Here is an 11,969-nt window from a genome sequence, read left to right as displayed (position 1 = left end):
AGCCAATGAATCTGTTGACTGACACACCGTATTCGCGAGCAAGCCCGCTCCCACACAAGCCCGCTCCCACATTTCTAATCAGTGCCTGGCTTAGGCTTTTGCGGCCATAGCGGTCACTTCGACACGCATGCCTTCTACGGCCAGGGAAGCCACGCCCACCGCCGCCCGCACCGGCCATGGCTTGGCGAAGAAGCGCTTGTAGACTTCATTGAACGCCGCACGATCAGCCATGTCGGTCAGGTAGATAGTCAAATGCATCACCCGGTCCATCGAGCTGCCGGCTTTTTCCAGGGCGACTTTCAGCGCTTGCAGGGTGCATTCGCTTTGCAGGCTGATGTCGCCCAGTTCCAGGCTGCCATCGGCGCGGGTGGGGATCTGGGTGGAGACCAGGATGCCGTTGAAACCGACGACGTCGGAAGAGATCGAGTCGGCATCCGGGTCGGGGGTGTAGGACAGGTCGTGGTTGGCCATGGGCGCCTCTCATTGGCAGGTATAAGAAAGGCGCCCATGGTCCGCGAAAATGACCGCAGGGGCAAACTACAGCAACGTAAACGGGTAATCGACGATCAGCCGCAGTTCGTTCAACTTGCCATCGCCCTGGTCGGCATTCGACGAGACGATGGCATCGCGCACCCGCAGCGAAAGATTCTTCGCCGGGCCGCTCTGGATCACGTATTTGGCTTCCACATCGGTCTCGTGGTGGGCGCCATCCGAGCCGTAGTCGTTGACGTAGGCGCTGTGCTCCGGCGTGTGTGTGCCATCGATGTCCGAGCCGTTGATATAGCGGCCCATGAAGCTCAGGCCCGGCACGCCGTAACTGGCCATGTTCAGGTCATAACGAATGCCCCAGGACTGTTCGCCCGGGCCGTTGAAGTCGCCCCATTGCACCGAGTTGGCGAGGAACACCGAGTCGCCGCCTTCGCCTGCACCGTTGTTGCCGGTGCCGATGTAGTCAAACGGCGTGTCGCCATGCACCTTCTGGAACGACAGCGTCAGCGTGTGGGCCTGCAGGAACGAATAGGCCGCCGCCAGCGAGTAGGTGGTGTTGTTGATCGCGCCGGCCTTGGCGCTGCCGGTGTCGAGGGTGCGGTACAGGTTGCCGTCCAGTGCCAGCGACTGGTCATTCGGCAACGGGATCACGTAGTTGAGGTTGGTGTAGTACTGGCGCCAGATATCTTCCAGCTCGCCGGCATACAACGTCGCACTCAGGTTTGGGGTGAAGGTGTATTTGCCGCCGACAAAACTCGCGCTGTTGGCGGGGATGTTGGCGTAGGTCGCGTAGATATCGTGGTCATGGTTGCTGGTCATGCCGCTGTTGGTGCTGGTGAAGTGCCCGGCTTCGAGGTCGAGGCCGGCGATTTCGCTGCTGGTCAGGTCGAAACCGGTGGCGGTCTGCGGCAGCAGGCGCGTGCCGCCGGTGGCGAAGACGGGGGCGGTGGGCTGCATGTCACCGAATTTCAACTCGGTCTTGGAGATCTTCACCTTCACCGCTGCGCCCACGGAGCCGTAGGCGTTTTGCGGGTCGCCATGGCGATCGGTGGGCAGGTTGCCGGTGCCGGCGTCGGCATGGGTGGCGTCCAGCTTCAATCCGCCGTAGGCGTAGGCGTCGACACCAAAGCCAATGGTGCCCTGGGTGAAGCCCGAGGCGTAGTTGAGCATGGCGCCCTGGGTCCAGTCGCGGTTATCGGCCTTGCCGCTTTGGCGGTCGCGGTCCATGTAGTAGTTGCGCAACAGCCCGGTAATGCTGCTGCCTTCAGTAAACCCCTTGGAGTCCGCCTGGTCCGTCACGGACTCGGCAAAGGCCATCTGACTGATACCGGCACACACCGCCAGTGCTAACAGGCTCGACTGCTTAATCATGGTATTCACTTCCCCGGGTAATAAACGCGCGCACAGAAACACTGCACTTTTTAAATGGCGCAAAACGTATGATCGGCAGAGTTTTACAAGGTGGGCGTTACGGATTTTTATTGTGTTCGGCGTGGTTGCCGAAGTTGATTCTAAGCCCAGTTTGCGGGGGCTACAGCCAGGCAAAGGATGAAACTCGATTAATTAAACTTCACATGATTTAAGCGGCGGGGGGTGTAGCGTGGGACCTGTCTTAGCCGCTCTGCTCTGACAAAAATCCTTTGGTTGCCGCCGCAGACTCTGCGGCGGATTTTTTCGTTGGGACAGTTTTGAGTTGAGGCGCTTAGTGCGCCAAGCCGTGTAAGGCGATGCCCATCGGGAACGGCGGTTGGCTGGCCGGCGCAGCCTTCATCTGCGTGCGATAACCGAGCGGGCTGGTGCCCAGTTGTTTTTGAAACGCCCGGCGCATGCGTTCTTCACGACCGAAGCCCACCGTTTCGGCGATCCGCTTGATCGGCTCGCTGGTGGTCGCCAGCACCCGGCAAGCGGCCTCCAGGCGCAGACTTTCCACTGCTTGCGCCGGCGTATCACCCGTAGCAGCGACGTACGCCCGGGCAAAGTGGCGCGGGCTCATGCCGAATTGCTCGGCCAAGCGTTCTACCCGTAGATCACCGTTCAAGTTCCCCGCAATCCACGCATGCAAGCGCGCCAGGCGCACATCGGGATCCGTACGCAGGGCCGTGGACTGCGCATTCAGCGAAGCACTCAGCTGCGCCTGTTCGCCCGAGCGCCACAGGAACACCGTGAAGTAGCGCGCCAATGACAGCGCGGCCTCGGCGCCAAGGTCCTGTTCCACCAGCCCGAGGGCGAGGTCGATGCCGGCGGTGGCGCCGCCACAGGTCCACAGGTTGCGGTCGTGCAGGTACAGCACGTCGGTCTGGCAGATGACCTTGGGGTAGCGCGCCTGCAGTTCATCGGCAAACTTCCAGTGGGTCACCACCTTGCGCCCATCCAGCAAGCCGGCGGCGGCCAACGCAAACGCCCCGGTGCCGATGGAGCACAGGCGGCGGATCTGCGCCGCGCGCCGCTGCAACCAGTCGCACGCCTGTTCGTTGGCCTCCAGCGCGGCCATGCCGGGGCCGCCCGCGACAATCAAGGTGTCGATCAGCGGCACTTGTGCATCGATCTGCTCCAGCGACAGGGTGTTGGCGCTAATCCCCGACACGGACGTAATCGCGCCCCCCAGCGGCGACGCCAACAGTAGCCGATACGGCGCCGCACCGCCCAACAGGCGCGGAATCGCCGCAAACACCTCCAGTGGCCCGGCCGCGTTCAGCAGCAGCAAGTCATCGAACGCCAGCACGACAACCGTGCGCACGCCGTTGTCCGACGTGGCAGTAAAGGAGGGGTGTTTGGCATGGAGCGTCACGGCGAGCCTCGACATACTGGGTTCAACGCAAAAATGAGGGCACGACAATGACGCTAAAACCTGACGCTGCCAAGCACCCCGTCCTGCGCCGCCTGGCCGGGTTGGCGTGCCTGGCGACGTTGTTGCTGGTGCAACCGGTGTCGGCGGCGCTAAAGGTCGGTGACCAGAGCGGCCTGATCCAGGCCATGCTGCACGCGTCCGGGGAAGACCAGGACCTGCCGGCCGCGCTGGCGTGGCATCCGTTCAACGCCGGCACCACGCTGCTGGAGGCGCTGAGCGCCGGTGCCATCGATATCGGCGTGGTCGGCAATGCGCCGCCGGTGTTTGCCCAGGCCGGTGGTTTTGATGTGCGCATCATTGGCGTGGCGAGCGGGGCGCAAAACAACAATGCGCTGTTGCTGCCGCAAGGTTCCAGCGTGCAGCGTGTCGCCGACCTCAAGGGCCAGCGCGTGGCCGTTGCCAAAGGCACCAGCGGGCATTACCTGCTGCTGGCGGCGCTGCATGAGGCCGGGTTGACGACGCGGGATGTGAACATTGCCTACGTCAGCCCGCTCGACGCGCAAACCGCGTTTGCCAGCGGCCGGCTGGATGCGTGGTCGGTGTGGTACCCCTTTGTCGGCCAGGCCACTGCCCGTGGCGCTCGCGTATTGCTGGACGGCAGCGCCTGGCCGGAAACCGGGCAGAACTTCACCCTGGCGAGCCTCAACGCCTTGGCCGACCCACAGCGCGCCGCCGAAGCCGGCGATTTGCTTGCCAGGCTCGCCCGCGCACAAGCCTGGGCCACGGCCAACCCGGATGCGTGGGCGCAGGTGTTCGCGCAAACCACGCGGCTGCCGCTGCCGTTGGTGCGCGACATCCTCGCTCATCAAAACCTGCGATATGTGCCGATTGATTCGTCGGTCATCGCCTTGCAGCAGCGCCTGGCCGATCTATTCGCCGCCGAACGGGTGATCCCGCGCCCGCTGGACGTCGGGCAGATGTTCGACACGCGCTTCAACGCCGTACTGCCACCTAACTGATCCCTGTTATTGACCTTGCCGGTGTGCCGCCGGCAGGGGTTCCTGCACCCGGAGAAAAGCCATGCACAGCACCACCCTCAAGCGCCAGAAGACCGGCCTGATCGGCGTCGACTACGCCTGCAGCGCCGGCGGCTACACCTTGTTCGCGCCGCAAACGGCCGACGGCAACGTGTTCCTCATCGACCTCGACGGCGAAGTCGTCCACCGTTGGAAGCTGCCCCAACGCCCGGGCCGCGATGCGGTGATCCTGGCCAACGGCAACCTCGGCTACAACGGCAACCACGCGGACTCCCCGGAGCTGTTCCCCGGCTGGTCGGTGTGGCACGGCGGTGCGTTCAGCGAAGTGACGCCTGAAGGGGAAGTGGTGTGGCAGCACACCGACCTGCTGCACCACCACGATGCGCAATGGCTGGACAACGGCAACCTGCTGTACACCACCGTCGAGCCCCTCAGCGCGGAGCTGGCCAGCCGCGTGGTCGGCGGCATTCCCGGCAGCGAGGCGGCCGGTGGGGTGATCTATGCCGATGTGGTCAAGGAAGTCGACCGCCAGGGCCAGGTGGTGTGGGAGTGGCGCAGCTGGGAACACCTGCGTCCCGAGGATTACCCCCTGCACACGACGTTCGAGCGCTACCACTGGCCGATGACCAATGCGGTCTCGCCGGGCCGCGACGGCAAGGTCATCCTGAGCCTGCGCAGCGTGTCGTCGGTGATTGCCGTCCAGCGTGGCAGCGGTGAGGTGCTGTGGCGTCTCGGTCACGACCTCGTGGCGCAGCAACACTGCCCGAGCGAGCTGGAAAACGGCAATATCCTGGTGTTCGACAACGGCATTTCCCGCCCGCATATCAGCATGCCGCACTCGCGCATCCTCGAAATCGACCCGCTGCGACAGCGCATCACCTGGCAATACGCCGATACCCCGGGCTACGCGTTCTTCACCCCGTTCATGGGCGGCGCCCAGCGCCTGCACAACGGCAACACCCTGGTGACCGAGGCCAACTTCGGCCGTTTGTTCGAAGTCACCCCGGCCGGTGAAGTGGTGTGGGAATACGTCAACCCGCACTTCGCCACCTACCCCGATGAAGCCTCCCGCCGCTACTTGCCGGGGGAAAACAACGCGATCTTCCGCGCACACCGCTACCAGCGCCAGGACATTCCCTGGCTGCGCGACTGACCCGACCCCGCAACGATCACGCTCACGCAGGCCACGCGCAGCGAAGTATCGACTCATCCCCGACTTAAGGAACCACCGATGATTCTGCTTTATTCGCGCCCTTTGAGCGTGGCTGCACTGGGCGTTTGCGCGCTGATCCAAGGCCTGCCGGCAGCGGCCGAGACGTTACCCGAGCCGCCCGACACCGTGCTGCAAGCAGTGACGGTGGAGTCGCGCCGGCGCAGCGAAGACGCCCAGCACGTACCCGTGGCCATGAGCGTGCTTGGCGCGCAAACCCTGGAAGAACAGCGCCTGTATCGCTTGCAGGACGTGCAGCAGGCGATGCCCAGCGTCAACGTCGCGTTTATGCATGCGCGCCAATCCAGCCTGTCAATTCGCGGGCTGGGCAACAACCCGGCCAGCGATGGCCTGGAGGGCAGCGCCGGGATCTACCTCGACAACGTGTACCTCGGTCGCCCGGGCATGGCGGTGTTCGACCTGCTGGATGTCGAGCAGATCGAACTGCTGCGCGGGCCCCAAGGCACCTTGTTTGGCAAGAACACCACGGCGGGCGTGCTGAATATCACCACGCGGCGTCCCACGTTTACCCCGCAGGGCAGCCTTGCCACGTCACTGGGGGAGGACGGTTACGTACAGACCCAGGCGAGCTTTTCCGGCCCGCTCAACGACACCCTGGCCGGGCGGATTGCGCTGTATCGCACCCATGAAAACGGCTACGTCGAGAACCAATATAACGGCAACACCCTCGGCGGCGGGCAACGCCAGGGCTTTCGCACGCAGTTGCTGTTCCAGCCCAACGCAGATTTCAACCTGCGCTGGGTCGCCGACTACCACGAAGAAGACTCCAGCGCCGGCACCCGTTCGCTGTTCAGCACCGGGCCAACCATCAACGGCGTCAACCGCTACGAACAGCGCGCCGCCGCCGTGGGCGCGACCTTGGTGAGCGGGCGCCGGGTCAACCTGGACGCGGACCAGAGCGTCAAGGTGTTCCAGGGCGGCACCTCGCTGGAAGCCAACTGGACCTTGCCCGGCGACTACACGCTGACCTCCATCAGCGCCTATCGCTGGTGGGATTTCACCCCGCGCAACGATGACGAACTGAACGTCGATGTCATGCACAACGTCGGTCAATCCGCCCGCGACAAGCAATACTCCCAGGAACTGCGCCTGGCCTCGCCGGTGGGCGAACACTTTGACTACGTGCTGGGCGCGTACTACTTCCGCCAGGAGATGCGCAATACGGTGTTCACCGATTACGGCCCGCTGGCCGACACCTGGAACGGCACCGCCCAAGGCGCACTGAACAATGTCAGCAGCGTGGGGCATGGCACGGTGGATACGGATAGCGTTGCCACGTTTGCCCAAGGCACCTGGCATTTGACGCCAGCGCTGGACTTCATCCTCGGCGTGCGCGGCACCTACGAGCGCAAGTTGGCGCAGGTCACGCGTAACGCGCCGCTGGGCGGTGCTGCGGTCACGGGCGCAGCGGCGGGTGCCAGGGCTGGGCGGCTCGGCGCGTATGATTCGGGTGACTTGAGCCTCTACAGCTTCAGCCCGTCGGCGCTGGCCAGCCTCGCCTGGCAGGTGGACGAGAACGTGCTGGCGTACGCGTCGTTGTCCCACGGCGAGAAGTCCGGTGGGGTCAACCTCAGCGTGGCCAGTGCGCCCGTCGCCGGGGCCGACTCGCTGTTGATCGGCAGCGAACGCGCCAACGATGCCGAGCTGGGGGTCAAGACCACCTTGCTCGACCAGCGCCTGTTGCTCAACGCCAACCTGTTCTGGACCGTGGTGCACGGCTACCAGACCAACGCCTACGATGACGCCAACCTCACCAGCTACCTGACCAACGCGGGCACCGTGCGCAGCCGTGGCCTGGAGCTGGAAAGCAGTTGGCGGCCACTGCGGGGGCTAACGCTCAGCGTGAATGGTTCCTGGAATGACGTGCGCTACCTGTCTTACGAGGACGCGCCATGCCCGGCCGAAGTCGCCCTGCGCCCGGGCGCGCCCGCCGCCTGTGATTTGAGCGGGCACGCGGTGGTCGGGGCGTCGAAATGGATCTACAACACCAGCGCGAGCTATCAATGGCAGATGAATAACGGTTTGCAGCCGTATGTGAACGGCAGCTATGCGTGGCGATCCCACGCGGTGGGCACGGTGGACGATTCGCGCGAAGCCCAATTGCCAGGGTATGGCTTGGTCAACGTATCTACGGGGGTGCGGGGGAATTGGGGGGATGGGCAATGGGACGTGTCGCTGTGGCTGAAAAATGCCTTCGACAAGACCTACTACACCACGCTGTGGAACTCGCCGAACGGCGCTTATACCGGGGTGCTGGGCACTCCGCGAACGCTAGGCGCGACGGCGCGTTATGACTTTTAAGAGGGGGTGACGCATGCCAACGGTGGCGGTGAGCCCAAGGCAGTAGGAGGGCATTCACCGCTTACCTGGCAGGTAAGGACTACTCTTTTACATCCATGAACTCTTTCGCCCACGCCACGTAGTTCTCGGGCAACGTGTAGGTGTGCGTCAGTTCGGTAGCGCTGAGGTTGGAAGTGCTGTGGGTCAGCTGGCGCTGGGCGCGCAGGCTGTCGTAGGTGGCTTTGATCGCCGCGAAGTAGGCACCGTGACCGGCCACCACCACACGTACGCCAAGGCTGGCCAGGCGGGCCGCGTCGTTCAGTTTCGGGTTGCCGTAGGTCACCAGCATCAACGGCACGGTGAGGTGTTCGGCGATCTTTTCCAGGTGTTCGAAGTCGCTGACACCGACCATGCAGATCCCGTCCGCACCGGCTTTTTGATAGGCCAGGGTGCGCTCGATCACGGCTTCGGTGGGCAATACGCCGGCGTTGGTACGGGCGATGATCGACAGCTCGGGGTCAACCCGGGCTTCCAGGGCCGCGCGCACTTTGCCGATGCCTTCCTCGATGGAGATCAGGTCGGTGGATTTGCGCCCGAATTGCGCCGGCAGCAGGGTGTCTTCAATGGTCAACGCGGCCACGCCGGCACGCTCAAGCTCTTCGACAGTACGCATCACGTTGAGGGCGTTGCCATAGCCGTGGTCGGCGTCGGCAATAAAGGGCAGTTGGGCAACGCGGCCGATGCGGGTGGCCTGCTCAACGAATTCACTCAGGGTAATCAGGGCAAAGTCGGGGGCCGCGAGGACCTGGAGGGAGGCGACAGAGCCGCCAAGGATGCCGACTTCGAAACCCAGGTCGGCGGCGATGCGCGCAGACATCGGGTCAAAGACCGAAGCGGTTTCAACGCACGCAGGCGTTGCCAGCAGTTCACGGAAATTACGGCGCAGGGCTGTGTGGGACTTTTTCGGCATGATCTTTCCTGGTGGGGCCATTGACTGCATACGATCAATGCCTATGGGTGGACGTCGCAGATTACCATGTAGGAAAAGGTAGGATTATGACGTTTGAGAATGGCCCATGCGCAATTCACATAGGGTGCTGCACCGATTCAGCAGCGTGGGTGTGAGTGGCGCCGATAAACATATACATCGCCGGCACCATAAACAGGGTGAGCAAGGTGCCGATCGACAGGCCGCTGAAGATCACCAGGCCCATGTCATGCCGCCCCGCAGCCCCGGCGCCGGAGGCCCAGACCAGTGGCGCCACGCCCAGCACCATCGCGGCGGTGGTCATCAGGATCGGGCGCAAACGTACTGCCGCCGCTTCTTCAATCGCCTCGCGTTTGCTGCGGCCGGCCCGTTGCAGTTCGTTGGCGAATTGCACGATCAAGATGCCGTGCTTGGTAATCAAGCCCAGCAGGGTCACCAGGCCGACCTGGGTGTATACGTTGATGGAGGCGAAGCCCATGGTGATGAACGCCAGCGCGCCAAACAGGGCGGGCGGCACGGAAAAGAGGATCACCACCGGGTCGCGAAAGCTCTCGAACTGGAAGGCCAGCGCCAGGTAGACGATCAGGATCGAAAACAGCAACAGGCCGACAAAACCCCCGGATTCCTGGATGAACTGCCGAGATTCGCCGGCGAAATCCGAGGTGTAGCCCGACGGCGCGATGGTGTTGAGGATCGCGTTCAGCTTGCCCAGCAGTTCGCCCTGGGCCACGCCACTCACGCCGGCCAGGGTCGCCGAGTTGAGTTGCTGGAAGTGGTTGATCGACTCCGGCTGCGTCGAGGTTTCGATATGCGCCACGGTGCGCGCCGGGATCATCGCGCCGCCAGGTGTGCGGATGTAGTAGTCGAGAATCTGCTCCGGGTTGAGGCGATCCACCTGCAACACCTGGGGAATCACCTTGTACGAGCGCCCGGCGGTGGAGAAGTAGTTCACGTAGTTGCCGCCCAAGGCGGCGGACAGCGCGGCGCCGACGTCGGCCTGGGTCATGCCGAGGGCGGCGATTTTTTCCCGGTCGACTACTAGCCGCGCTTGGGGTTTGTCCAGTTTCAGGTCCATGTCGGCAAACCAGAACAGCTGTTGTTTCTGCGCCTCGGCCATCACCGCCTCGGCGACTTCGTTGAGGTTTTCCACGGAGTCGGTGGTGGTGATTACAAACTGCACCGGCAACCCTTGCGCCCCCGGCAGCGACGGCAGGGGGAACGCCGCGATGGTTGCGCCGGGCACCTGGTTCCATTTTTGCTGCAAGTCCAGGATCAGCTCGGCCTGGGAGCGCGTACGGTCGCCCCAGGATTTGAGCAGCACGCCGCCCAGGCCCTGGTTCAGCGCAGGCAAGCCGGTGAGCTGGAACATTTGCGCGTACTCGGCCTCTTTGTTGGCGATCTGGAAAGCCTGGTCGGCAATGCGCTCCATCTGCTGCGGTGAGGCGGTCGGTGGGCCTTTGATCTGCATGAACACCAGGCCCTGGTCCTCGGTAGGAGAGAGTTCGCTCTTGGCCGTCATGCCGCTGGCGGCCACCAGCAGGAACAGGACAAAGCCAAAGGTCACCAGCACCGGCCAGATATCCAGGCCTCCAGACAAGATGCGGTGATAGCGCCCGCGCAGCCAGTCAAAATAGCCGTCGAGGCGGCGGGCGAAGCGGCCTTCTTCCTGGCCGGGCTTGAACAGACGCGAGGTCATCATGGGGGAGAGGGTCAGCGCCACCACGGCGGAAACGGTCACCGCTCCGGCCAGGGAGAAACAGAACTCCTTGAACAACGCCCCGGTCAGGCCGCTGCGCAGGCCGATGGGCACGTAGGCGGCCACCAGCACCACGGTCATCGCCAGGATCGGCCCGCCCAGTTCCCGCGCTGCCACCAGCGCGGCCTCCAACACGCCTTTGCCTTCCTCCTTGATATGCCGGTCGACGTTTTCCACCACGATGATCGCATCATCCACCACCAGCCCGATGGCCAGCACCAGGGCGAGCAGGGTCAGCAGGTTGATGGAGTAACCCAGCAGGTACATCACAAAGAAGGTCCCGACCAGCGACAGCGGGATCGCCACCAGCGGCACAATCACCGCGCGGAAGGAGCCGAGGAACAGGTAGATCACCACCGAAACAATCACCATGGCTTCGGCCAGGGTCTTCACCACCTCCACAATCGAGGTGTTGATGAAGGCGGTGGAGTCATAGACGATCTCGCCGCGCACGCCCGCAGGCAGTTGCGCCTGCAACTCGGGGAAGGCCTCGCGCACGCTGTCGGCGACGGTCAGGATGTTTGCGCTGGGCGCCACCTTGATGCCGATGAACACCGAGCGCTTGCCGGAAAACGCCACGCTGCTGTCGTAGCTTTCGGCGCCGAGGGTGACGTTGGCCACGTCCTCCAGGTGCACCAGGGCGTCGCCTTTTTGCTTGATCACCAGCTGCTTGAATTCGTCCACCGTATGCAAGTCGGTGCCGGCGGTGAGGTCCACCGTGACCGTTTGCCCACGGGTAGAACCGACGGCGGACAGGTAGTTGTTGTTGGCCAGGGCGCTGGCCACGTCCTGCGCGGTGACGTTATGCGCCGCCAGCTTGTCCGGGTCGAGCCAGGCGCGCAGGGCGAATTGGCGCCCGCCGAGGATCTCGGCGGTTTGCACGCCCTGCACCGAGTCCAGCTTGGGCTTGACCACACGCACCAGGTAATCGGTGATGTTATTGGTGGGCAACGTGTCGCTGTAGAAGCCCAGGTACATGGCGTCGGTGGTTTGCCCGACCGCCACGGTGAGCACCGGTTCCTGGGCCTGCGCCGGCAACTGGTTCTTGACCGAGTTGACCTGGGTGTTGATCTCGGTGAGTGCCTTGCTGGCGTCGTAGTTCAGGCGCAGGGTGGCGGTGATGGTGGACACGCCGGTGATGCTGGATGACGACAGGTAGTCGATGCCCTGGGCCTGGGCGATCGCCGACTCCAGCGGCTGGGTGATAAACCCGGCGACGGTGGACGCGTCTGCGCCGTAGTAGGCGGTGGTGATGGTGACCACGGTATTTTCCGTGCGCGGCCATTGGTTGACCGGCAATTCAAAGATCGAGCGCAGCCCCAGGATCAGGATGAACAGCGAGACCACCACGGCCCAGACCGGTCGATAGATAAAGGTGTCGGTAAATTTCATGGCGCACC

8 protein-coding genes are annotated in these 11,969 nt (G+C 63.6%); 3 read left to right on the top strand and 5 right to left on the bottom strand.

The window, feature by feature from the left end; all coding sequences use genetic code 11:
- Window positions 1–90 precede the first annotated feature (90 nt).
- From NUV89_RS00765 to NUV89_RS00755, 3 genes are all read right to left on the bottom strand, one after another.
- The gene (locus tag NUV89_RS00765) at window positions 91–471 is read right to left on the bottom strand and encodes a RidA family protein (protein WP_257779920.1); all 381 of its coding nucleotides are present in this window, start codon (window positions 469–471) and stop codon (window positions 91–93) included.
- 66 nt (window positions 472–537) lie between these two features.
- A complete protein-coding gene (locus NUV89_RS00760; RefSeq protein WP_257779919.1) occupies window positions 538–1,860 on the bottom strand; it encodes an OprD family porin in 1,323 nt (440 codons plus the stop codon).
- A gap of 331 nt (window positions 1,861–2,191) precedes the next feature.
- Window positions 2,192–3,277, bottom strand: a complete 1,086-nt coding sequence (locus tag NUV89_RS00755) for a GlxA family transcriptional regulator (RefSeq protein WP_257779918.1) — start codon at window positions 3,275–3,277, stop codon at window positions 2,192–2,194.
- Between the two features lie 47 nt (window positions 3,278–3,324).
- Between NUV89_RS00755 and NUV89_RS00750 the strand changes: the two genes are divergently transcribed.
- The 3 genes from NUV89_RS00750 to NUV89_RS00740 all read left to right on the top strand — a co-directional run bounded on the left by NUV89_RS00750 (window position 3,325) and on the right by NUV89_RS00740 (window position 7,846).
- The gene (locus tag NUV89_RS00750) at window positions 3,325–4,296 is read left to right on the top strand and encodes an ABC transporter substrate-binding protein (protein ID WP_257779917.1); all 972 of its coding nucleotides are present in this window, start codon (window positions 3,325–3,327) and stop codon (window positions 4,294–4,296) included.
- Between the two features lie 61 nt (window positions 4,297–4,357).
- Window positions 4,358–5,467, top strand: a complete 1,110-nt coding sequence (locus NUV89_RS00745; protein ID WP_257779916.1) for an aryl-sulfate sulfotransferase — start codon at window positions 4,358–4,360, stop codon at window positions 5,465–5,467.
- A gap of 78 nt (window positions 5,468–5,545) precedes the next feature.
- Window positions 5,546–7,846, top strand: a complete 2,301-nt coding sequence (locus tag NUV89_RS00740) for a TonB-dependent receptor (protein ID WP_257779915.1) — start codon at window positions 5,546–5,548, stop codon at window positions 7,844–7,846.
- 79 nt (window positions 7,847–7,925) lie between these two features.
- On the opposite strand, the gene NUV89_RS00735 is transcribed toward NUV89_RS00740, so the two are convergent.
- Together NUV89_RS00735 and NUV89_RS00730 are read right to left on the bottom strand one after the other, a co-directional pair.
- Window positions 7,926–8,795 (bottom strand): oxaloacetate decarboxylase, encoded by an 870-nt coding sequence (locus NUV89_RS00735; protein ID WP_207042271.1) that lies wholly within the window; start codon window positions 8,793–8,795, stop codon window positions 7,926–7,928.
- Window positions 8,796–8,910: 115 nt separating this feature from the next.
- Entirely contained in the window at window positions 8,911–11,961 is a 3,051-nt protein-coding gene (locus NUV89_RS00730; protein ID WP_257779914.1) for an efflux RND transporter permease subunit, read from the bottom strand.
- Window positions 11,962–11,969 lie beyond the last annotated feature (8 nt).

The organism is Pseudomonas sp. 18.1.10 (assembly GCF_024655625.1).
Taxonomy (GTDB): Bacteria; Pseudomonadota; Gammaproteobacteria; order Pseudomonadales; family Pseudomonadaceae; genus Aquipseudomonas.
Note: the sequence above shows the minus strand (reverse complement) of the source record. Positions and strands in the feature narration are given on the sequence as shown.

Excerpts from the sequence above, each read along its gene's own strand:
- NUV89_RS00765 (WP_257779920.1), bottom strand. The coding sequence starts at position 471 with ATGGCCAACCACGACCTGTCCTACACCCCCGACCCGGATGCCGACTCG.
- NUV89_RS00760 (WP_257779919.1), bottom strand. The coding sequence starts at position 1,860 with ATGATTAAGCAGTCGAGCCTGTTAGCACTGGCGGTGTGTGCCGGTATC.
- NUV89_RS00750 (WP_257779917.1), top strand. The coding sequence starts at position 3,325 with ATGACGCTAAAACCTGACGCTGCCAAGCACCCCGTCCTGCGCCGCCTG.
- NUV89_RS00745 (WP_257779916.1), top strand. The coding sequence starts at position 4,358 with ATGCACAGCACCACCCTCAAGCGCCAGAAGACCGGCCTGATCGGCGTC.
- NUV89_RS00740 (WP_257779915.1), top strand. The coding sequence starts at position 5,546 with ATGATTCTGCTTTATTCGCGCCCTTTGAGCGTGGCTGCACTGGGCGTT.
- NUV89_RS00735 (WP_207042271.1), bottom strand. The coding sequence starts at position 8,795 with ATGCCGAAAAAGTCCCACACAGCCCTGCGCCGTAATTTCCGTGAACTG.
- NUV89_RS00730 (WP_257779914.1), bottom strand. The coding sequence starts at position 11,961 with ATGAAATTTACCGACACCTTTATCTATCGACCGGTCTGGGCCGTGGTG.